The sequence below is a fragment of the Allobosea spartocytisi genome, from assembly GCF_014764685.1.
Lineage (GTDB): Bacteria > Pseudomonadota > Alphaproteobacteria > Rhizobiales > Beijerinckiaceae > Allobosea > Allobosea spartocytisi.
The window spans coordinates 208,504-230,046 of record NZ_JACXWY010000003.1 but is presented as its reverse complement, the minus strand read 5'-3'; the positions used below and the strand labels follow the sequence as shown (position 1 = coordinate 230,046).

General features: G+C 67.5%; 24 protein-coding genes. 5 read left to right on the top strand and 19 right to left on the bottom strand.

The window, feature by feature from the left end; genetic code table 11:
- Positions 1-52: 52 nt before the first annotated feature.
- On the top strand, positions 53-1,072 hold the full coding sequence (locus IED13_RS06485; protein ID WP_260368388.1) for an MraY family glycosyltransferase: 1,020 nt from the start codon (positions 53-55) through the stop codon (positions 1,070-1,072).
- Complete coding sequence (locus IED13_RS06480; RefSeq protein ID WP_191123716.1) at positions 1,065-1,994, top strand: NAD-dependent epimerase/dehydratase family protein; 930 nt, start codon at positions 1,065-1,067, stop codon at positions 1,992-1,994. Before IED13_RS06485 ends, IED13_RS06480 begins: the two co-directional genes overlap by 8 nt.
- Here the strand turns inward: IED13_RS06480 and IED13_RS06475 are convergent.
- The 3 genes from IED13_RS06475 to IED13_RS06465 form a co-directional block, all read right to left on the bottom strand.
- Positions 1,918-3,873 (bottom strand): SDR family NAD(P)-dependent oxidoreductase, encoded by a 1,956-nt coding sequence (locus IED13_RS06475; protein WP_191123819.1) that lies wholly within the window; start codon positions 3,871-3,873, stop codon positions 1,918-1,920. The genes IED13_RS06480 and IED13_RS06475 overlap by 77 nt on opposite strands.
- A gap of 70 nt (positions 3,874-3,943) precedes the next feature.
- On the bottom strand, positions 3,944-4,540 hold the full coding sequence (locus tag IED13_RS06470) for a TetR/AcrR family transcriptional regulator (protein WP_318652225.1): 597 nt from the start codon (positions 4,538-4,540) through the stop codon (positions 3,944-3,946).
- 211 nt (positions 4,541-4,751) lie between these two features.
- Complete coding sequence (locus IED13_RS06465) at positions 4,752-6,233, bottom strand: cobyric acid synthase (RefSeq protein WP_197062769.1); 1,482 nt, start codon at positions 6,231-6,233, stop codon at positions 4,752-4,754.
- Positions 6,234-6,557: 324 nt separating this feature from the next.
- Here IED13_RS06465 and IED13_RS06460 point away from each other — a divergent pair, with 324 nt between their 5' ends.
- Complete coding sequence (locus tag IED13_RS06460) at positions 6,558-7,709, top strand: aminotransferase (protein WP_038364818.1); 1,152 nt, start codon at positions 6,558-6,560, stop codon at positions 7,707-7,709.
- Between the two features lie 7 nt (positions 7,710-7,716).
- Here IED13_RS06460 and IED13_RS06455 read toward each other — a convergent pair whose 3' ends face one another.
- The 6 genes from IED13_RS06455 to hisF form a co-directional block, all read right to left on the bottom strand.
- Positions 7,717-9,090, bottom strand: a complete 1,374-nt coding sequence (locus IED13_RS06455) for a hypothetical protein (protein ID WP_038364816.1) — start codon at positions 9,088-9,090, stop codon at positions 7,717-7,719.
- Positions 9,091-9,206: 116 nt separating this feature from the next.
- Positions 9,207-9,557 carry a RidA family protein gene (locus IED13_RS06450; RefSeq protein ID WP_038364814.1) on the bottom strand — a complete coding sequence of 117 codons (351 nt, stop codon included), beginning with the start codon at positions 9,555-9,557 and terminating at the stop codon, positions 9,207-9,209.
- A gap of 120 nt (positions 9,558-9,677) precedes the next feature.
- A complete protein-coding gene (locus tag IED13_RS06445) occupies positions 9,678-10,124 on the bottom strand; it encodes a YqaA family protein (protein WP_191123818.1) in 447 nt (148 codons plus the stop codon).
- Positions 10,125-10,180: 56 nt separating this feature from the next.
- Complete coding sequence (coaA, locus tag IED13_RS06440; RefSeq protein ID WP_051988265.1) at positions 10,181-11,155, bottom strand: type I pantothenate kinase; 975 nt, start codon at positions 11,153-11,155, stop codon at positions 10,181-10,183.
- A gap of 67 nt (positions 11,156-11,222) precedes the next feature.
- Positions 11,223-11,543, bottom strand: coding sequence for a phosphoribosyl-ATP diphosphatase (locus IED13_RS06435; protein WP_038364811.1), 321 nt, complete (start codon positions 11,541-11,543; stop codon positions 11,223-11,225).
- Position 11,544: 1 nt separating this feature from the next.
- Entirely contained in the window at positions 11,545-12,309 is a 765-nt protein-coding gene (hisF, locus tag IED13_RS06430; protein ID WP_112762498.1) for an imidazole glycerol phosphate synthase subunit HisF, read from the bottom strand.
- Between the two features lie 136 nt (positions 12,310-12,445).
- Between hisF and IED13_RS06425 the strand changes: the two genes are divergently transcribed.
- Positions 12,446-13,240 carry a transporter substrate-binding domain-containing protein gene (locus tag IED13_RS06425; protein WP_133560408.1) on the top strand — a complete coding sequence of 265 codons (795 nt, stop codon included), beginning with the start codon at positions 12,446-12,448 and terminating at the stop codon, positions 13,238-13,240.
- A gap of 179 nt (positions 13,241-13,419) precedes the next feature.
- Positions 13,420-14,151, top strand: a complete 732-nt coding sequence (locus tag IED13_RS06420; RefSeq protein WP_191123715.1) for a carbonic anhydrase — start codon at positions 13,420-13,422, stop codon at positions 14,149-14,151.
- Between the two features lie 3 nt (positions 14,152-14,154).
- Here IED13_RS06420 and hisA read toward each other — a convergent pair whose 3' ends face one another.
- The 10 genes from hisA to yihA all read right to left on the bottom strand — a co-directional run bounded on the left by hisA (position 14,155) and on the right by yihA (position 21,539).
- Positions 14,155-14,895 carry a 1-(5-phosphoribosyl)-5-[(5-phosphoribosylamino)methylideneamino]imidazole-4-carboxamide isomerase gene (gene hisA / locus IED13_RS06415; protein ID WP_191123817.1) on the bottom strand — a complete coding sequence of 247 codons (741 nt, stop codon included), beginning with the start codon at positions 14,893-14,895 and terminating at the stop codon, positions 14,155-14,157.
- A complete protein-coding gene (gene hisH / locus IED13_RS06410; protein ID WP_038364801.1) occupies positions 14,883-15,539 on the bottom strand; it encodes an imidazole glycerol phosphate synthase subunit HisH in 657 nt (218 codons plus the stop codon). The genes hisA and hisH overlap by 13 nt, the downstream gene beginning before the upstream one ends.
- On the bottom strand, positions 15,536-16,024 hold the full coding sequence (locus IED13_RS06405; protein WP_191123714.1) for a DUF2628 domain-containing protein: 489 nt from the start codon (positions 16,022-16,024) through the stop codon (positions 15,536-15,538). The genes hisH and IED13_RS06405 overlap by 4 nt, the downstream gene beginning before the upstream one ends.
- Before the next feature lie 10 nt (positions 16,025-16,034).
- A complete protein-coding gene (hisB, locus tag IED13_RS06400) occupies positions 16,035-16,622 on the bottom strand; it encodes an imidazoleglycerol-phosphate dehydratase HisB (RefSeq protein WP_112762502.1) in 588 nt (195 codons plus the stop codon).
- Between the two features lie 204 nt (positions 16,623-16,826).
- On the bottom strand, positions 16,827-18,023 hold the full coding sequence (locus tag IED13_RS06395; protein ID WP_191123713.1) for an O-succinylhomoserine sulfhydrylase: 1,197 nt from the start codon (positions 18,021-18,023) through the stop codon (positions 16,827-16,829).
- Between the two features lie 120 nt (positions 18,024-18,143).
- A complete protein-coding gene (locus IED13_RS06390; protein WP_038364797.1) occupies positions 18,144-18,884 on the bottom strand; it encodes a pyrimidine 5'-nucleotidase in 741 nt (246 codons plus the stop codon).
- A gap of 209 nt (positions 18,885-19,093) precedes the next feature.
- Positions 19,094-19,990, bottom strand: coding sequence for an acetylglutamate kinase (gene argB / locus IED13_RS06385; protein WP_038364795.1), 897 nt, complete (start codon positions 19,988-19,990; stop codon positions 19,094-19,096).
- 85 nt (positions 19,991-20,075) lie between these two features.
- Positions 20,076-20,444 (bottom strand): DUF423 domain-containing protein, encoded by a 369-nt coding sequence (locus IED13_RS06380; protein WP_162720008.1) that lies wholly within the window; start codon positions 20,442-20,444, stop codon positions 20,076-20,078.
- Between the two features lie 114 nt (positions 20,445-20,558).
- Positions 20,559-20,834, bottom strand: coding sequence for a hypothetical protein (locus IED13_RS06375; RefSeq protein ID WP_191123712.1), 276 nt, complete (start codon positions 20,832-20,834; stop codon positions 20,559-20,561).
- A gap of 39 nt (positions 20,835-20,873) precedes the next feature.
- Positions 20,874-21,539 carry a ribosome biogenesis GTP-binding protein YihA/YsxC gene (gene yihA, locus IED13_RS06370; RefSeq protein WP_191123711.1) on the bottom strand — a complete coding sequence of 222 codons (666 nt, stop codon included), beginning with the start codon at positions 21,537-21,539 and terminating at the stop codon, positions 20,874-20,876.
- Positions 21,540-21,543: the final 4 nt, after the last annotated feature.

Genomic DNA, 21,543 nt, shown 5'->3' with positions numbered 1-21,543 from the left:
GATAGCCTCTAGGCTTTTGGGCCGCCTCGATTATGGTGCGGCCACCTTGGCTATCGTGCTCGTCCCCTTCGCGATCTCTGTCGCCGCCGCGTTCGCGGCGGCGCTGCTCTGCGTGCTGCTGCGTCCGCTGCTGCAACGCTACGCGCTGGCGCGCCCCAACGCCCGCTCGAGCCACACGGTGCCGACACCGCAGGGCGGCGGCATTGCCGTGCTCGCCGGCGCGTTCCTGGCCATAGCGCTGGCCTTCGGCCTGAGCCCCGTCGAGGCCGAAGCCGGGCGTGCGCTGCTCGTCGTCGCAACGGGAGCGACGGTGCTCGCCGTGGTCGGCGCCTGGGACGATATCCGGCCTCTGCCGGCGAGCCTGCGATTGGCGCTGCAGGCGGCCTGCGTCGGATTCGTGCTGTTTCGGGCCGCGCCGGAATTGCGCTTGTTCCCGGAATTCCTCCCGCTCGCCGCCGAGCGGGCCTTGGCGCTTGTCGCCGGCATCTGGTTCGTCAATCTCGTCAACTTCATGGATGGGCTCGACTGGATCACCGTCGCCGGCATCGTGCCGCTCGCGGCGGCACTTGCCTGGGCAGGGATCACCGGCGTCGTCGATCCCGCCACGGGCTGGCTCGCGGCGGCCCTCTGCGGCGGGCTCATCGGCTTCGCGCCCTTCAACCGGCCGGTGGCGAAGCTCTTTCTCGGCGATGTCGGCTCCCTGCCGATCGGGCTCCTGACCGCTTATCTGCTCTATCGGCTGGCCGGGACGGGCGCCTTCGCGGCGGCGCTCATCCTGCCGCTCTATCATGTCGCCGATTCCACCATCACGCTGCTGCGGCGCCTCGCCCGCGGCGAGAAGGTGTGGGAAGCGCATCGCTCGCATTTCTACCAGCAGGCCACCGTCAACGGCTTCAGCGTCCGCGGCGTCGTCGGACGGGTCGCGGTGCTGAACATCGTCCTGGCGACGTTGGCGGGACTGTCGATCGCTTGGCCGGGTCTCTGGGTTCAAGGCGCGTGCCTGGCATTGGCGGCCGTGCTGACGGGTCTGTTGTTGCGCGCCTTCGCGACGCCACGGGCCGGCCATGGCTGAGGGAACCATCCTCCTCACCGGCGCCAGCGGCTTCGTCGGGCCGCATGTCGTGGCGGCGCTGACGGGTGCGGGCTGGCGCCTGCGGCTCGCATTGCGGCGGCCGGTCCCGGTGCCTGCCGGCGTCGAGACGGTTAAGATCGGCGATCTCGCCCAACCGCTGGATTGGAGCGAGGCGCTGCGCGGCGTCGACCATGTTGTGCATATGGCGGGTCTCGCCCATGCCGGGCCGGGGCTCGACGAGGCGCTCTACCAGCGCATCAACACCCAGGCGACGCTGGAGCTGGCACAGGCGGCGGTTACGGCGGGGGTGCGCCGCTTCGTCTATCTCTCCTCGATCAAGGCGCTGTCGGGTGCCTTCGACGGGCCTCCGCTGACCGAGGATGCGGCGCCCGCTCCCGACGATGCCTATGGCCGCTCCAAGCTGGCTGCGGAGCAGGGCCTCGCGGCGCTCGCTCTCGACTGGGTCGCCTTGCGCCCGGTGCTGATCTACGGGCCGGGTGTCAAGGCCAATATGGCGGCCCTGCTGAAGCTGGCGAAGCTGCCGCTGCCCCTGCCGCTCGGCGGGCTTCAGGCGCCGCGCTCGCTGCTCGCCGTCGAGAACCTCGCCGAGGCCATCCGCTTCGCCCTGACACCAGCTTGCCCGCCCCGGCGGAGCTACATCGTCGCCGATCCGGAGCCGGTCAGCGTCGCCGGGATGCTCACGGCCTTGCGCAGCGGCCTCGGCCGTGGATCCGGCTTGCTGCCGGTGCCGGAAGGCTGGCTGCGGCTGGCGGCGCGGCTGGCGGGGCGGGAGGAGACCTTCCTCAAGCTCGCGGGCAGCCTCGTGGCGCGCCCCGAAGGCCTGCTCAGCGCTGGATGGCGGCCGCCGGTAGAGACCGGGGCGGCGCTGGCGCGGCTGGCGGGTTCTGCTCGCGCCGGCTGAAATCCGGGATCGCCTCGTCGAGCACGGCGTTGGCGGCGGCGCGGTCATTCGCCTTGATGGCTTCGTCCAGTTGCGCGAGCCAGCTCTGGATCTTCGCCCGCCCGGCGAAGCTGGGCTTGGCGGCCATCACCCCGTCGAGGCCGGTCTCGGCCATGGGCTCGTCGCGGGCGAAGAGGATCTCGTTGAGCCGCTCGCCCGGCCGCACGCCGCTGACGACGATCTCGATATCCTCGCCGGGCTCGTAGCCCGCCAGCCGGATCATCCGCTCGGCCAGGTCCATGATCCGCACGGGCTGGCCCATCTTGAGCACATAGACGGCGGCCCGTTCGGAATCGGTATCCTCGGCCCCGGTATGGGACGCTGCCGTCAGCACGAGATCGCAGGCTTCGCGGATCGTCATGAAATAGCGGATCATGTCGGGGCTGGTGACCGTGACGGGCCCGCCGCGCGCGATCTGCGCCTTGAACTTCGGCACGACCGAGCCGGCCGAGCCGAGCACATTGCCGAAGCGCACCGCGACCAGGCGCACGCCCGAGGCGGCCGCGACGAACTCGGCATCGCGCGACTGCGCATACATCTCGGCGAAGCGCTTCGTCGCCCCCAGCATCGAGACGGGCTCGATCGCCTTGTCGGTCGAGATCATCACGAAGGTCTTCGCCCCGGCGGCGATCGCCGCGTCGGCGACGTTCACCGAGCCGAAGATATTGGTCTTGATGCCCTCGCTCCAGTCGGCCTCGAGATAGGGCACATGCTTCAGCGCGGCGGCATGGACGACGATGTCGGGTTGGAAATCGCCGAAGAGCGGCATGATGCGCTCGCGGTCGCGGACATCGGCGAGCACGCCGGAGACGACCGTGTCGCGCTCCTGCACGGCGAGCAGCTCGGTGATCTGGAACAGGGCGGGCTCGGAACTCTCGACCACCAGCAGCTCGGCCGCGCCGAAGGCGGCGCAGCGCAGGCAGATCTCGGAGCCGATCGAGCCGCCGCCGCCGGTGACGATGACGCGCTTGCCTTTCAGGAAGGCGCCGAGACGCCCACGGTCGATGGTGACGGTCGAGCGCACCAGCAGATCCTCGATCTCCAGCGGCGCGACGTCGGTGTCGCGCGTGCCTTCGCCGGAGGCGTCGATCCGGGAGATCGGCACGGCGAGCCGGCGCGTCTGGCTGAGCCATTTCTCCGGATGGGCCTCGGGCACCAATGCAGAGGGCGTCGCGACGATGCGGCGATAGCCCTCGCCACGGTCCGCCGCCTCGCCTGCGACCGTCCCGATCTCCGAGAGCAGGCCGAGCACCGGCACGCCACGGATCGACTGGCCGAGATCGTCGTGACGCGGCGAGAGGATGCCGGCGGGGCGCAGCCGGCGCATCGTCCCGGCTTCCATGGCCCGGATCACCATCTCGACCTCGACGCCGCGGCCGAGCAGCAGGGCCGGCAGCACCGCCTCTCGCTCGGCATTGGTCCGGCCGCGGGCATATTTGAAGTAGCGATAGGCCAGGCGCGGGCCGCCGAGCAGGGCGATCTGGACCAGCCAGTAGAGCGCGATCGAGATCTTGCCGAAATAGAAGGCGCCGTAGAAATCCGGGGCGACGAGGAGATAATCGACCGCAAGCAGCGTCACCGTCAGGACCGAGACGGCCTTCACGATGTTGGAGAGGTCCGGCAGCGAGGCGAAGCGCCATTTCGAGCGGTAGAGCGAGAAGAACCAGTAGACCAGCCCGGCATAGGCGACGAAGAAGGGCAGGAAGCGCGGCAGATAGCGCAGATGCTCGGTGAGCTGGCGGCCCTCGAAGCGCACGACGAAGACGAGCCAGATCGCCAGCGCCGTCATCACCAGATCGTGCAGGACGATGGCGGACTTCTTCAGGTTCTGTTTGGGCAGGATGGCCATGTCAGCGGGGGTATCCCGCTCCCTCGGCGGCTTGTCAACGCGCGAGCCGGTCTAAAACGGGTCAGGCTCGTGGCGGTCGGGCTTCGAGCCCGCTCAAGACGAAGGAGATCATCTCGTCGGCCGAGGGGCCCGGCAGACATTCGAACTGGTTGATGAGCAGCGGGTGCATGAAGCGGGTCATCGCCGTGCGGATGCAGCCGGTCGCCTGGACCGGGTCGATGTCGCGGAACTCACCGTTGGCGATGCCATCCACCACCACGCGGCGCAGCACGGCATCGAAGCGCTCGATATGGGCGATGATCGCGTCCCAGCTTTCCTCCATCGCGGCGCAGACCATCTCCTGCATCCGCACATGGCCGGCGAAGCGAGCGACATTGAGCCGGAACGAGGTCTCCAAGATATCGCGCAACCTGTCAGCGGCCGGCCGGTCCTGACCGGCGATGACGATCATCGCCTCTTCCTGCTCGCGCTTGTAGCGCTCCAGCACCGCCTCGTTGATCGACTTCTTGGAGTCGAAGAAGCGGTAGACATTGGCAGGACTCATCCGCAGGGACTTGGCGATGTCCGCAACGGTCGTCTTCTGGTAGCCGATGTCGCGAAAGAAGCGCTCGGCGGTGTCGACGATGGTCTGCCTGGTATCGCGTTCGGCGTGGGTCACGGCGCGGCCGCTTTGTTTGCTTTCTAGTGTAGGCGGTGAGTATTGATCGCTATGACGAATTTCGTCATTCGTCAACGCTATGGCGAATAAAAGTTTTTCTCCCATGTGGCAACAATCGCGAGCGGCTCGATAAGTTCCGCGCGGCGCGCGGGACGTACGATTTCGGCGGGATGGATGCTTCTCCTCAACGGGGTAGGAGCAGGATCCTCGCTCAAATCGCAGCGTCCCGGTGCCGGCGCGCGATCTCCAGCAAGGCTTCGACATCGAGATGCCCCGCGAGATGGGCGGCGAGATCGTCGAGGGTCTGCTCGATGAGCACGTCGAACCGGACATCCGAGCCTTGCGTGCCGCCGCCGATCGCGCCGAGCCAGGCCGCCCGCATCGCATCCGACGCGAAGGCGCCATGAAGATAGGTGCCGGCGACGCGGCCGTCCGGGCTGGCTGCGCCCTCGGCCCGGCCATCGACCGCGAAGGGCGCGCGCCGGGTGTCGGGGCCTTCGGTCCGGCCGAGATGGATTTCGTAGGCGCGTCCCTGCGCCGCGCTGGCCGCATGGGTGAAGCGGGTCTCGCGCACCGTCTTGGCGGCGTCGAGCACCGTCTCGACATCGAGCAGCCCGAGGCCGGGCGCCTCTCCGGCCGGCCCCTCGATGCCCGACGGGTCGCGGACGACGCGCCCCAGCATCTGGTAGCCGCCGCAGAGCCCGAGCACATGCCCGCCGCGACGGCGATGCGCGAGGATGTCGATGTCCCAGCCTTCGGCGCGCAGCGCGGCGAGGTCCCGCAGCGTCGTCTTGGAACCGGGCAGGATCACCACATCGGCGATCGGCAGGGGCTGTCCCGGTGGCACCAGCACCAGATCGACCTCCGCTTCGAGCTTGAGCGGATCGAGATCGTCGAAATTGGCGATGCCGGGCAGGATGGGCACGGCGATGCGGATGCGGGCACCGGGTTTGCGCTCGGAACGCAGATCGAGGCCGTCCTCAGCCGGCAGCCGGTGCGCCGCCGCGAACCAGGGCACCACGCCGAGGCAGGGCCAGCCGGTGGCTGTGGCGATGGTCTCGACGCCCGGCCGGAACAATTCGACCGCGCCGCGGAAACGATTGACGGCGAAGCCGCGGATCATCGCCCGGTCGGCGGGGTCGAGCACCGCATGGCTGCCGACGAGGCTGGCGATCACGCCGCCGCGGTCGATGTCCCCGATCAGGATGGCAGGCACGTCCGCGGCGCGGGCGAAGCCCAGATTGGCGATGTCGCGGGCGCGCAGATTGGTTTCCGCGGCCGAGCCGGCGCCCTCGACGATGACGAGATCGGCGTCGGCGCAGAGCCGCTCGTAGCTTTGCAGGACCTGCGGCAGGAAATCGCCGCGCCGGGCGAAGTCGCGCGAGGCGAGGCGACCGGCGACGCGGCCCTGCAGGATGATCTGGCTGCCCTGCTCGCCCTCGGGCTTCAGCAGGACCGGGTTCATGTCGGGATGCGGCGCGACCCGCGCGGCCCGCGCCTGCAGCGCCTGCGCCCGGCCGATCTCGCCTTCGGCGGTGGCGGCGGCATTGTTGGACATGTTCTGCGGCTTGAACGGGCGCACCCGCAGCCCGCGATCGGCGAAGAGCCGGCACAAGCCGGCGACGATCAGCGACTTGCCGACATTCGAGCCGGTGCCGAGAATCATGATGGCGGGCGTGCGGGCGCGGTCCATGCGCCTGCTTAGATCATCTGCGAGGGAAAGGGAGAGGCTTTGCGATCAAAGCAGGGCGTTTGCGCCGACGGGCCGGATGTCGCGAGGCCCCTGACATAATTCGCCGGCCTACTGCGGCATCCTGCTGCGCCAAAGGGGCGAAGTCGCAACGGGCGTCCGCCGTAGACCGGCTGAAAGTGAATAGACACTGACCGGTGATGAATGTCAACATTCATCATTCGATATTTTCAGGCGCCGGAACGACGACCCCGAACGGGGATGCACACGTTCCCACGGCATGGTAGAGCCGGGCCCAGCAAAAGCCTGCCGGACGCCGAAATCCCGATGAATCCGATCTTTTCCGCCCTTCAGACCAGTGTCTTCGAGGTCATGTCCCAGCTCGCGCGCGAGACCGGCGCGGTGAATCTCGGGCAGGGCTTTCCGGATGATCCCGGGCCGGAGGATGTCCGGCGCAAGGCGGCCGAGGCGGTGATCGATGGCTGGAATCAGTATCCGCCGATGATGGGCCTGCCGGAACTGCGGCAGGCGGTGGCTGTTCACTACAAGCATTGGCAGGGGCTCGATCTCGATCCCGACAGCGAGATCATGGTGACCTCCGGCGCGACCGAGGCCATCGCCGGGGCGCTGATGGCGCTGGTGACGCCGGGCGACGAGGTCGTGCTGTTCGAGCCGATGTACGACGCCTATGTGCCGCTGGTGCGCCGCGCCGGCGGCATCCCGAAATTCGTGACGCTGACGCCGCCTCATTTCGGCCTGACCGAGGAGGCGCTGGCGAAAGCCTTCTCCCCGAAGACGCGCGTCGTGTTGTTCAACAACCCGCTCAACCCGACGGCGACGATCTTCAGCGAGGCCGATCTCGACCTGCTCGCCGCCTTCTGCAACCGCTATGATGCGATCGCGGTCTGCGACGAGGTCTGGGAGCATGTCGTCTTCGACGGCCACCGCCATGTGCCGGTGCTGGGGCGGCCCGATATGCGCGAGCGCACCGTCAAGATCTCGTCGGCCGGCAAGATCTTCTCGCTGACGGGCTGGAAGGTCGGGCTGGTCATGGCGGCGCCCGCGATCATGCGGGTGCTGGCCAAGGCGCATCAATACATCACCTTCACCACCCCGCCGAACCTGCAGGCCGCGGTCGCCTACGGGCTTGGCAAGGAAGACGGCTATTTCGAAGGGATGCGGGCGGATTTCCAGCGCTCGCGCGACCGCTTCGCCACGGGGCTTCGCGACCTGGGATTCCAGGTGCTGCCGAGCGCGGGCACCTATTTCCTCAATCTCGATATCGCGCCGCTAGGCGAGCGCGACGATGTCGATTTCTGCCGCCGTCTCGTCACGGAGAACGGCGTCGCCGCCATCCCCGTCAGCGCCTTCTATGCGGAGGGGGCGGTGAAGAATGTCGTGCGTTTCTGCTTCGCCAAGCGCGATGCGACGCTCGACGCGGCGCTGGAGCGGCTCGCGGAGCGGAGCCCGCGCGGCTGATTCGGGACTATTCCGAGAGCAGGCGCGTCGCCAGCTCTCCAGCCGCGGCCAGGCGTTGCTGGAGACCCGCGGCTGCGCCGGGGTCGGCCTTGCGCGCGGTTTCCACGGCCTCGACCAGCTGCGCCAGAGCTTTTTGGGCGAGGTCCTTGTCCTTGCCGCGGCGTGCGAGCTGGAGCATGGCCTCGGCCTGGGCCGCGCGCGTCTGAGCCCAGAGCAGCGGCACGGTCTCGCGTCGGCGCTCTTCCAGCGCGGCCGCAAATGTCGCAATGGCCTCCTCGATCACCACCGGTTCGGTGTAGCGTTCGGCCATGGCGCCGAGAACGCTGCCCATCTGGTCTTGAAGTTCGGCCCAGCGCAGCGGCTCCTTTTCGCGGTCGACGGCCGCAGCGACCCGGGTGAGGCTGTTGAAGGCGCGCTCCAGCAGGGCCAGATCGTTGCGGTGGCTGCCGAGCACCGCGCGTGCGCGCGCGATCATGTGCTCGGCCTCGAGCCAGCGCGTCTCGTCGCTGCTGCGGTCCCAGGCGGCAAGCACGGTCGCGAAGGCGGAAATCGCCTCTTCCAGCAGGGCCTCGTCCTGTTGTCTCTTGCCGAGAATGAGCGCGAGCCGGCCGAAGCGGAGCTTCAGCGCGCGCCAGAGCAGCGGAGCTTCGTCGCGCTGGAGATGTTCCAGCGCGCGCCGGCAATGCGCCAGGGCCTCGCTGCGAAGCGACTTCTCATCCGTGACCTGCGCAAGCCCTTCGAGGGCGCCGGCCAGCGCTTCCTCGGCTTCGGCGAAGGCGGTGGTATCTTCCAGGCTGTCCAGCCCTTCGATCTGGCGACGCAGCACTGCCGCGGCGGCGTCATAGCCCTCGCGGCCGCCGAAATCCTCGCTGATGCGGACGAGCGCGCTGGCTTGGTCGAGCGCGGCCCGGCGGCTGTGTTCGATATCGACGAGCCCGATCAGCGCTGAAGCCTCGCCATAGCGCGCCGCTGCTTCGCGGTAGCTTTCCGGCGCGGCGCGCAGGAAGCTGAGTGCTGCGCGGTCGGCCCGGTTTTCGCCGATCCGCACCCGGCTTCCCGCCGACAGGGCGGTGAGGTCGGTGACTTTTCCGATCAGATGGAGTTCGGCCTTCGCCAGAGCCTTGTCGGCTTCGGCGAGCCGGCCGGCGGCGATGGCGGCCGCCGCTTCGGCGCGCAGCCGCCGGATCTCCGCATCGTCGAGCGGCGATGTCAGGCGACGGGCCAAGGCAAGAAAGTCCTGGGCCTTGCGGTCGAGCAGCGTCTCGTTCGGCAAGGCCTTGCCGGCATCGGTGAGCCAGTCGCCGACCATCGCGGCCAGCGCGACCGGCGGCAATCCGTGGCGTCCGGCGACCCGGGCCAGAAGCGGTGTGATCTCGTCCAAACGGCCGATAGCCGCCTCCCGCCAGGGCTACCGCCATGCTCCCGCTGGGCTCATGGCGGCGATGCATGTCCCCGGGCCGGAAGCGGCTTCCGCGGCCGGCCCGGGGGCGTCCAATCTCACTTCGCGGCGATGACCGCGATCTCGACCGTGAACTGCGGCGCGGCGAGCTTGGCCTCGACCGTGGCGCGGCCCGGCGTGGCGCCCGCGACGACCCACTTGTCCCAGACGGCGTTCATCTCGGCGAAGGTCGACATGTCGGCGAGCCAGATATTGACCATCAGCAGCTTCGACTTGTCCGTGCCAGCCTCGGCCAGCAGGCCGTCGATGATGCCGAGGATGTCGGCCGTCTGCTCCGCCACGCTCTTGCCCGCTGCGGCGCCAGCGACCTGGCCGGCCAGATAGACGGTATCGCCGTGCACGACGGCCTTGGACATACGGGGACCGGGCTGGATACGCTGGATGCTCATCGTCAAATCTCCTTGAACGGATAGCTTCGCTGGTAGCCCGGCCGGCCCGGTTTCGCAATTGCCAAGGATGCAGGAGCGCTTTCTTCGCGCGAACCGGCATCCGCCTCGCGCCAAAACGCTTCAGGCGAGGCTCGTCCAGCCTGCCCAGAGCATCGCATAGCGCGCCGCCTTGCCGACCAGCACCAGCAGGATGAAGCGCCCGAGCGGGAAGTTCAGCGTGCCCGCGACGAAGGTCAGCGGGTCGCCGACGACCGGCAGCCAGGCGAAGAGCAGCGAGGGCCAGCCGAAGCGCCCGAACCAGCCTTGTGCCTTGGCGAGGCGGGCCGGGTCGGGCCGCAATCGCACCGGCAGCGCCTCGACGCCGCGCTGTGCGATGAGCCGGCCGAGCCACCAGTTGAGGAGCGAGCCGGCGGTATTCGCCAGGCTCGCTGTCAGGAACAAGGCGAGCGGATCGACGCTTTTCGCCGCCAACAGTCCGATGAAGACGGCTTCAGATTGCGCCGGCAGCAGGGTCGCGGCGATGAAGGCCGCGCTCGCCATGCCGGCGAGCGACCAGAAGGCTTCCATCAAGATGCGGAGCCGGAGAGGGCGGGCCGGGGCGGGAACGACATCGCGGCTGGATTCTACAGCCGCCGCAGGGCGACCTGCTGGATGCGGTGGCTCGCGCCTTTGGTCAGGATCAGGCTGGCGCGCTGGCGCGTCGGCAGGATGTTCTCCTGCAGGTTCGGCAGGTTGATGCCGGTCCAGAGCTTCTCGGCGATGGAGAGGGCTTCCTCCTCCGCGATCTCGGCATATTTGCGGAAGAAGGAGCGCGGATCGCGGAAGGCGGTGTGGCGCAGCGTCATGAAGCGGTTGACGTACCAGCGGTGCAGATCGTTCTCGTCGGCGTCGAGATAGACCGAGAAGTCGAAATAATCCGAGACGAAGGGGATCACCGTGCCGTCCTTCGGCATGCGGCTCGGCTGCAGCACGTTCAGCCCCTCGAGGATCAGGATGTCCGGCCGCTCGACCGTCACCGTCTCGCCCGGCACGACGTCGTAGACGAGGTGCGAATAGACCGGCGCCGACACTTGCGGCTTGCCCGCCTTCACATCGGAGAGGAAGCGCAGGATCGCCTGGCCGTCATAGCTCTCCGGGAAGCCCTTGCGCTGCATCAGCCCGCGCCGTTCTAGCTCGGCGTTGGGAAGCAGGAAGCCGTCGGTGGTGACGAGCTCGACCTTCGGCGTATTGGGCCAGCGCGAGAGCAGGGCCTTGAGCACGCGCGCCGTCGTCGACTTGCCGACCGCGACCGAGCCGGCGACCCCGATGATATAGGGCACCTTGGGCTCGGATTCGGCCAGCAGGAAGCGCTGCGTCGCCTTGAACAGCCCCTGCGTCGCCGCGACATAGAGCGAGAGCATGCGCGACAGCGGCAGGTAGATCGCGACGATCTCGTCGAGCGAGATCGGATCGTTGAGCGATTGCAGCTTGGTCAGGTCGTCGACCGAGAGCGTCAGCGGCTGATCGGCGCGCAGATGCGCCCACTCGTCGCGCGAGAAGATGCGATAGGGCGAGACGAGGTCGCGTTCCGGCGGGGTCGAGATGAGGCGCTGGTCCATGACGCGACCCGCAATCCAGGATTCGAGGTTCAAAGGGGGATCATCCTCGCCGGGTCTTCGACGCTACTCAACCGGATCTGGCCGCCTTCTCCGCCAGTCCGGACCGGGCCGTACGAGCTTCAAGCTGGCTCAAGACGTCTTGCAATGCAATATCGCGGCTCTTGAGCACGACCAAAAGATGATACAGCACGTCGGCGCTTTCGGCGATCAGCTCTGCGCGATCGCCCTTCACGGCCGCGATGACGGCCTCGACCGCCTCCTCCCCGAACTTCTTGGCAGCACGCTCGGGCCCGGCGGCGATGAGCTTCGCCGTCCAGGATTCCTCGGGCGAGGCGCTGGCGCGTTCGGCGATGCGGGCTTCGAGATCGGCCAGGGTAAAACCGGTCATGTCAATCGAGCCTCATCCTTAGGCCCGCTTCCGCCATATGGGCCTTGGCCTGACCGATCGTGTAGGTGCCGAAATGGAAGATCGAGGCGGCGAGCACGGCCGAGGCATGGCCTTCGCTGACGCCGGCGACGAGATCGTCGAGGTCGCCGACACCGCCCGAGGCGATCACCGGAACCGAGACCGCATCCGCGATGGCGCGCGTCAGGCCGAGATCATAGCCGGACTTGGTGCCGTCCTTGTCCATCGAGGTCACCAACAATTCGCCCGCACCCAGCGAGACGACCTCGCGCGCGAAGGCGACGGCCTCGATGCCGGTGGCGTTGCGCCCGCCATGGGTGAAGATCTCCCAGCGGCCGGGCGAGACCTGCTTGGCGTCGATCGCGACCGTGATGCACTGGGCGCCGAACTTCTCCGCCGCTTCCTTGACGAAGAGCCGGTTGGTCACGGCGGCGGTGTTGATCGAGACCTTGTCGGCGCCGGCCAGCAGCAGCGCGCGGATATCCTCGACCTTGCGCACCCCGCCGCCGACGGTGAGCGGCATGAAGCAGGCTTCGGCTGTGCGCGTCACCACGTCGAACAGGATGCCGCGATCCTCATGGCTTGCGGTGATGTCGAGGAAGCAGAGCTCGTCCGCGCCGGCCGCGTCATAGGCCTTGGCGGCCTCGACGGGATCGCCGGCATCGACGAGGTCGACGAACTTGACGCCCTTGACGACGCGGCCGTCCTTGACGTCGAGGCAGGGAATGATGCGCGTCTTCAAGGTCATCGTCGACAGGGCCCAGGCCGTTGGAAAAAAGCCGCCGGAAACCGGCTCCTCTAAACCATTGCGGCGCCGGTTGACAGTCCGTCGCGCACGTTCCTTGCTTGGCCTGCGGTTTCGACAGTTCCGAGGTCATCCGATCATGCGCCTGTTCTCCCTTCTCCGCCCCGGCCTGCTGCTGCCGGCCTTGTCCTTCGGCCTGACGCTGGCCGGCGCCGTCCACGCGCAGACGCCCGCGAGCCTGCTCGACACCGTGCAGAGCCGAGGCAGCCTGCAAATCTGCACCACCGGCGACTACAAGCCCTTCACTCTGGCCAAGGACGGCAGCTTCGAGGGCATCGACATCGAGCTGGCGAAATCGCTCGCCAAGGCGCTCGGCGTCGAGGCCAAGTTCGTCCAGACGAAATGGGCCGATCTGCTGACCGACATGGGCTCGGGCAAATGCGACGTCGCGATGGGCGGCATCTCGGTGACGCTCGACCGGCAGAAGAAAGTGTTCTTCTCCACGCCCTATCTCGTCAACGGCAAGGCGCCGATCGTGCGCTGCGCCGACAAGGACAAGTTCCAGACGGTCGCGGCCATCGACAAGCCGGAGACGCGCGTCATCGTCAATCCCGGCGGCACCAATGAGCGTTTCGTGCGCGCCAATTTCAAGCAGGCCAAGATCGAGGTCTTCCCCGACAACGTCACGATCTTCGACCAGATTCTCGCCGGCAAGGCCGACCTGATGATCGCCGAGTCGATCGAGGTGAAGGTGCAGGAGAAGGCCAAGCCGGGCCTCTGTGCCGTCAACCCGGACGAGCCGCTGCAATATGGCGAGATGGGCTATATGCTCCCGCGCGGCGACGCGACCTTCAAGGCCTTCGTCGACCAGTGGCTGCATCTCGCCAAGGCGACGGGCGAGTTCGCCAAGATCTACGACCAGTTCGTGCGCTGAGGATGTTCGTCGCGCTGCCGGGGCTGGAACCGGCGGTGCGGTGACGGCGCGACCCGGTCGAAGCTGATCGGGCGGGGGCGCGCTCGATGTCCGCCCCGATAGTCATTCTTCAACACTTGCCGATACGGTGGCGGCGCAAGGCGGAAGGCTCCGCCGGCTTTCCGGGGGGAAACGCTGCCATGTGCGAGAATTGCGTCGCTCGTCATCTGTTGCCGCGCCCGTCGCGTCGCTCCCTCCTCGGTCTGGGTGCCGCGCTTGCGCTCGCGGGCGGGATGGCCGGCGGCGTCTCGACGGCCTCCGCGCAGACCGCGAGCCCGGCGGATGTGCCGACCGGGGAAGAGGCGTTGAAGCGGCTGATGGCGGGCAATGCCCGCTACGTGGCCAACAAGCCCCGGCATCGGGATTTCTCGGCTGGACGCGCGGCCCGCGCCAGTTCGCAGCATCCCTTCGCCTCGATCGTCGGCTGTGCCGATTCGCGCCTTGCTCCCGAGCTGACCTTCGACCAGAGCGCCGGCGATCTCTTCGTCGTCCGGGTTGCGGGGAATTTCGTCAATGAGGACGGGCTGGCGAGCCTCGAATTCGGCGCGGCCGTCCTGCAGTCGCCCTTGATCCTGGTGCTCGGGCATACGCGCTGCGGCGCGATTTCCGCGACCATCGATGCAGTGAAGAACGGGACGCAATTGCCCGGCCACCTGCCTGCCTTGGTCAATGCGATCCGGCCTGCCGTCATCGAGGCGCAGAAAGCTGGCGCTGCCGATATGCTGGAAGCGGCGACGGAGGCGAATGTCCGGCTCAATGTCGAGCGGCTGAAGACGGCAGCTCCGATCCTTGCCCAGCGCGTCGCTGAGAAGAAGCTGACGGTCGTCGGCGGCGTCTACGACCTCGCCACCGGCAAGGTGAAGCTGATCTGAGGCTCAGGCGGCCCGGGCCAGCCGGTCGAGTGCTGCCGTCGGATCGATGCGACCGTCATAGAGGGCCCGGCCCGTGATCGCGCCTTCGAGGATCGCGGCGTCATCAGCGCAAAGGCGCTCGATATCGGCCATGGAGGCGAGACCCCCCGAGGCGATCACCGGGATCGAAACCGCCTTCGCCAGCGCGATCGTGCCGTCCCAGTTGATGCCCTGGAGCATGCCGTCGCGGGCGATGTCGGTGTAGACGATCGCGGCCACGCCGGCATCCTCGAAGCGCTTGCCGAGATCGGCCGCCGCCAATGTCGAGGTCTCGGCCCAGCCTTCCACGGCCACGAAGCCGTCGCGCGCGTCGATGCCGACCGCGACCTTGCCCGGAAACGCCTTTGCCGCCTCGCGCACGAAACCGGGATCGCGCACCGCCGCCGTGCCGATGATGACTCGGGCGATGCCCTTGTCGAGCCAGCCGGCGACCGTCTTCATGTCACGGATGCCGCCGCCGAGCTGCACGGGAAAGGCGACGCGCTTCAGGATGGCTTCGACCGCCGCCGCGTTCATCGGCTTGCCGGCGAAGGCGCCGTCGAGATCGACGACATGCAGCCACTGGAAGCCCTGGGCCTCGAAGGTCGCAGCCTGCGCGGCCGGGTCGTCGTTGAAGATCGTGGCCTGCGCCATGTCGCCCTGCTTCAGGCGGACGCAGCGGCCTTCCTTGAGATCGATCGCGGGAAAGAGGATCACGGCTTCCAGCTCAGGAAATTGGCGATGAGCTTGAGGCCGAGCGCCTGGCTCTTCTCGGGGTGGAACTGCGTGCCCGCGACGTTGCCATGCGCAACCATTGCGGTCACCGGGCCGCCATGGTCGGTCAGTGCGACCACGTCCTGCGCCCGTTCCGGCGTCAGCGCATAGGAATGGACGAAATAGGCATGTAGTCCCTGCGGGCCGGTCTCGATGCCGGCGAGCAGCGGGTGCTCGTTCTGCCGGTGCAGCGTGTTCCAGCCCATATGCGGGATCTTGAGGCTCTCGTCGCGCGGCTTGATCAGGGCGACATCGCCCGGAATCCAGCCGAGCCCCTCGGTTATCGTGTATTCGAGTCCGCGCGAGGCGAGGAGCTGCATGCCGACGCAAATGCCGAGGAAGGGTCGGCCCTTGCCCCGCACCACCTCTTCCAGCGTCTCGACCATGCCGGGAACGGCGTCGAGCCCGCGCCGGCAATCGGCGAAGGCTCCGACGCCCGGCAGCACGATGCGGTCGGCCGCACGCACGACATCGGTGTTGCTGGTGACGTGGATGGTCGAAGGGATGCCGGCCTCGTTGGCCGCCCGCTCGAACGCCTTGGCGGCCGAGTGCAGGTTGCCCGAGCCGTAATCGATGATCGCGACGGACTGGCTCATCGTCCCTGCGCCTCCGGGAAGAGGCCGATGATCGGCAGAGCGCCGCTCGGTCGTACTGCCGTGGCGGGCGTTACGGTTGCGATCCGCGGCGCGACGGGCTCATCGGCGAGCGCGCGTTCGAAATAGCGGCGCTCGGCCTCGGCCAGTGAGCGCGCCTCGACGACATCCGCCAGGCGCCAGCCCTTGCGGGTGAGCTTGCGGATGACGAGGTTGCGCCCCTCGACGCCGAGGAAGAACGCGATCGTCCAGTAGATCAGCCCGAGCGCGGTCGGGTGGAAGCCGAAGCGCGTCTGGAGAAAGAAGATCGCAGCCCAGGCCAACACGAGCAGCAATGTCGCCAGCCAGAGCCGTTGGCCGAGCAGCCAGAGTCCGTGAAGCAGGAACGCGCCCCAGGAGAAGCTGTCGGGAACGAGGCGTGCCCGCTCGACCGCTTCGCTCTCGCCGCCTTCGGCCGAGGGCGGCGTCATCACCGTGTAGAATGCCATCCTCGCCTCCTCAGAGCGCGCCCTTGGTCGAGGGCACGCGGCCGCCTTCGCGCGGATCGACCTCGAGCGCCTGCCTCAGCGCCCGCGCCAGCCCCTTGAAGCAGCTCTCGGCGATATGGTGGGCATTGTCGCCATAGAGCGTCTCGACATGCAGCGTGATGCCGGCATTCATCGCGAAGGCCTGGAAGAATTCGCGCACCAGCTCGGTGTCGAAGGTTCCGATCTTCTGCGCCTTGAACTCGGTGCGGAACACCAGGAACGGCCGGCCGGAGACATCGAGCGCGACGCGGGTCAGCGTCTCGTCCATCGGCAGGTGGACGTCGGCATAGCGGCGGATGCCCTTCTTGTCGCCGAGCGCCTGCCTGAGAGCCTCGCCGAGCGCGATACCGGCATCCTCGACAGAGTGGTGGTCGTCGATATGGGTGTCGCCCTTCACCTTGACCGTGAGGTCGATCAGCGAATGGCGGGCGAACAGGTCGAGCATATGGTCGAAGAAGCCGACGCCGGTGGCGATCTCGGCCTTGCCGGTACCGTCGATCGTGAGCGAGACCGCGATATCGGTCTCGTTGGTGCGACGCTTCACTTCGCCCGAACGCATGCTGGCCTCTCAGGGCAGGCTGGAAAACGGCTTCGCTTTAGCAGGGGCAAGCGGGGATGGCCACAGGCGCGGTGCCCCGGCTGTCACACGCGTCATGCTCGGGCCTGACCCGAGCATCTCGTGACGGATGAGGCTCCTGCGCTGCGTCCTTCCAGAGATTCTCGGGTCTGCGCTGCGCTTCGCCCGAGAATGACGGCTGGCGTCTTACACCTTCGCCAGCGCCCGCTCCAGATCGGCGATCAGATCGTCGGCATGCTCCAGCCCGATCGAGAGGCGGATCATGCCGTCGGTGACGCCCATATCGGCCCGGACTTCCGGGCTGAAGCGCTGGTGCGTCGTCGTCGCGGGATGGACGATCAGGCTCTTGGCGTCACCCAGATTGTTCGAGATGCGGATCAGCTTGCAGGCGTTGAGCAGGCGATAGGCGGCGTCCTTGCCGCCGGGCACCTCAAAGGCGATCAGCGTCGAGGGGCCGCTCATCTGGCGTGCGATGATCGCGGCCTGCGGATGGCTGTCATGGCCGCAGAAGATGACCTTTGAGGGCTTCGCGTGAGCGGCGAGCCAATCCGCGACCTTGGTCGCATTCTCCGCCTGCTTGGCAACGCGCAGCGGCAGCGTCTCCAGCGCCTTCAGCATCACCCAGGCGTTGAAAGGCGAGATCGCCGGGCCGGTCTGGCGCAGGAAGGTCTGGATATCGCCCTCGATCAGCGCCTTCGAGCCGACGATCAGGCCGCCGAGGCAGCGCCCCTGCCCGTCGATATGCTTGGTGGCGGAATAGACGACGAGATCCGCCCCGAGCTCGAGCGGGCGCTGGAAGAGCGGCGTCGCGAAGACGTTGTCGACGACGAGCGTTGCGCCCGCTGCCTTCGCGATCTCGGCGACGGCGGCGATGTCGATGATCTCCAGCGTCGGGTTCGACGGACTTTCAAGGAAGAGGACTTTGGTGTTCGGCCGGATCGCCTTGCGCCAGGCCGCGAGATCGGTGCCGTCGACCAGCGTCGACGCGACGCCGTAGCGCGGCAGATGGTCCTCGACGACGTAGCGACAGGAGCCGAAGAGCGCGCGCGCCGCCACGACATGGTCGCCGGCGCGGACCTGCGCCATCACGGCGGCGGTGACCGCGGCCATGCCGGTCGCGGTGGCGCGGCAGGCCTCGGCGCCCTCGAAGGCCGCCATGCGGCCTTCCAGCATCGCGACGGTGGGATTGGAGAAGCGGGCATATTGGAAGCCCGGATCCTTGTTCAGGAAGCGCGCCTCGCATTGCTCGGCGCTGTCATAGACATGGCCCTGCGTCAGGAACAGCGCCTCGGAGGTCTCGCCGAACTGCGAGCGCATGGTGCCGGCATGGACCAGACGCGTCTCGGGATGCAGCTTCGCTGCGGCGTTGTCCGATGTCGACATGATCAGCCTCAATCCGTTCTTTATAACGGACAGAGCCAGTAGCAGCTTCCATTCTGTTCGTAAAGAAGAACAGAAATTCCTTTTCGGGAAACGCGCGGCGCGGCAATCCTTCCGCCGGGTTCAGCTCCTGCGTTCGGCAGGCCGTCCGAGCGGCTTGAGGAAGCCGGCGAGATCCGTCGTGACATGGTGGACATGGCCGGCTTCGACCGCGACCTGCTCCCAGGCCTCGCGGAAGGGGTCGGGCGTCCGCGGCACGATCAGCACGGTCTTCATGCCGAGCGCGCTCGGGACGACGAGATTCTTCTCGATGTCCTCGAACATCGCCGCCCGCCCGGGATCGACCGAGTGCTTGGCCAGGAAATTCTCATAGGTCGCGCGTTCGGGCTTGGGCAGGAAGCCGGCCTGCACGATGTCGAAGATATCCTCGAAATGGTGGAGGATGCCGAGCTTGCCGGCGACGTTCTCGGCATGGCCGCGCGAGCCATTGGTCAGGATCAGCTTGCGGCCGGGCAGAGCGGCGATGGCCTCGCCCAGTTCCGGGTTGGGGTCGAGCAGCGACAGGTCGATCTGGTGGGCGAAGTCGAGGAAGTCGTCGGGGTCGACGCCATGCTCCTCCATCAGCCCCTTCAGCGTCGTGCCGTAGCGCTGGTAGTAGTATTTCTGCAGGGCCCGTGACGAAAGGCCGTCGAGGCCGAACAGCTCCGCCAGGAACAGGGTGATGCGCTCGTCGACCTGCGGCCAGACCTTGGCCTCGTGCGAATAGAGCGTGTTGTCGAGGTCGAAGACCCAGTGATCGACATGCGCGAAGCCTTCCGCCGTCAGGGGCGGGGTCGCGACCGGGATGTCAGGAAGTGTTTTCATCGGACTCCGAGATGTGGCGAGCCGGAGTCTGCGCTGCAAGTCCTTGGCCAAGGCTTAATCGCGAGCGCGCTCGACACCCTCCACCCCATCATTCCGGACAAGTCGCGGTAGCGGCGCTGATCCGGAATCCATCATAAGGCTCGGTGCTCTACGATGGATTCCGGGTCTCCGCTGCGCTCCGCCCGGAATGACGGGCTGGAGTCGTGACGTCACCGCCGGATGATCGTGCCGGCGCCGGTATCGGTGAAGAGCTCGATCAGTGCCGCATGCGGCACCTTGCCGTCGAGGATGACCACGGCCTCGACGCCCTTCTCCAGCGCGTAGATGCAGGTCTCGATTTTCGGGATCATGCCGCCCGAGATCGTGCCGTCCGCGATCAGGTGGCGGCATTCCTCGACCGTCAGCTCCGGGATGAGCTGCTTGTCCTTGTTGAGGACGCCCGGCACGTCGGTGAGCAGCAGCAGGCGCTTGGCGTTGAGCGCCCCCGCAATGGCGCCGGCGAAGGTGTCGGCGTTGACGTTGTAGGTTTGCCCGTCGGCGGCGGCGCAGACTGGCGCCAGAACCGGGATCAGCTCGGCCTTCAGCACCGCGTCGAGCACGGTCGTGTTGACCTTCTCGGGCTCGCCGACGAAGCCGAGGTCGAGCACCTCCTCGATCTTGGAATCGGGATCGACGATGGTGCGGGTCACCTTGCGGGCGGTGACCATGTTGCCGTCCTTGCCGCAGAGTCCGATGGCGCGCCCGCCTTCGCGGGTGATGTAGCCGACGATCTCCTTGTTGACCGAGCCGGCGAGGACCATCTCGACGACCTCGACCGTGGCCTCGTCGGTGACGCGCAGGCCCTGCCGGAACTCGGACTGGATGCCGAGCTTCTTCAGCATCGCCGCGATCTGCGGCCCGCCGCCATGGCAGACGACCGGCTTCAGGCCGGACTGCTCGAGCAGCACGATGTCCTCGGCGAAATCCTCGGCGGTGGCCGCGTCGCCCATGGCGTTGCCGCCATATTTGATGACGATGACCTCCTGGTCGTAGCGCTGCATATGCGGCAGCGCCTGCACGAGCAGCTCGGCGGATTGCGACGGCGTCAGAAGGGGGTGGTCGGTCATTCGGGCAGGCTCCGCACGGCCGCGAGGAAGGTGCGGCGCGCTTCTACCCGAAGTTTCCCGGCGGCGGAAGGATGCTTGACGTCGTTCAGTCGCGCTTCGCCATCACGGTCGCGACGGCAAGCCCGAGCCAGCCGCCCAGCATGAACCAGCCGCCGATCGGCGCGGCGCGCGGGAACAGCGCCTCGTTGGCGAAGCCGCGGCGCGCCAGATCGGCCGCGAAGAGAGTGGCGCCCAGGATCAAGGCCGACAGCGCGATCCGGGCGAGCGCGTCATGGAGATAGCCGCCCTTGCGGGCAACCGTCGCTCCGAACACGATGGGAGCGTGGAACAGCAGGATCTGCCCGGCGGTCTGGACATTGGCCGTGCCGGTGATGTGCGCGGCGGCGGCGAGCAGCGCCACGCCGGCGACCCCCATCAGGGCGGCGAGGAAGAGGTGAATGCGCGTGGCGGTCATCGGGACTCGCTGTCGTCGGTTCGCTCGGTTGCTGTCATGGCGCATCGGCCGGCAGCGATCCATCGGCTTTGGCTCCGATGCCGCGCGACATGGTGAAGCGCTGCGACCCGTCCGTCAGCTCTGCACGCGCAAGGTCCTGATGAATTCCGCCAGCGGGTGGATGCCCGGCGTTTCCGGCAGCAGGGGCTCGAGCGCATCGGCAATGGCCGGATAATCCTCCGGCGAGAGCGTCCGCAAGCTGGAGGAGACTTTGTTGTAGCTTGCCGAGCCGCGGCTCGCGATCGAGCGATTGATGACGAAGGTCTCCACCGCCCCGTCCAGCCGTTCGACGAAAAGGGCGAGCGAGCCGCCATCGGCGGCTGCGGCGCTGTCCGAAACGGATGTGAACATCGACCCTCCGACGGCTTCTTCTGCGGAGCTCGACCCGGCCTATGACCGTTCGGACAGCACGCGCGCGATGGTGGCGCGCAATTCGGGAATGCCGAGCCCCTTTTCGCTCGAGGTCAGCAGCACCTCGGGATAGGCGGCGGGGCGGCGCTTGATCTCGTCATAGGTCGCTTCCGCCATGAACTGCTGCTCGGCGGGCTTCAGCGCATCGCCCTTGGTCAGCACGACCTGATAGGACACGGCGGCCTTGTCGAGCGTCTCAAGCACGGCGCCGTCGACATCCTTGATGCCGTGGCGGGCGTCGATCAGCACATAGACGCGCATTAGGTTCGAGCGTCCGCGCAGATAATCGTGGATCAGCCGGGTCCAGGCCGCGACCTTCTCCTTGCCGACGGCGGCATAGCCATAGCCGGGCATGTCGACGATGGTCAGCCGCTCGTCATGATCGACCTGGCGGAAGAAGTTGAGCTGCTGCGTCCGGCCCGGCGTATGCGAGGTGCGCGCCAGCGCGTTGCGCCGCGTCAGCGCGTTGATCAGGCTCGATTTGCCGACATTGGAGCGGCCGGCGAAGGCGATCTCCTGCCCCACCATCGGCGGCAGGTCGTCGATCTTGGTCGAGGCCCAGACGAAGTCCCACGGGCCCTCGAAGAGCTTGCGGGCGGATTCGATCTCGTCCTCGGCGAACGGCTTGGTCGTGCTGGATGTCATGGCC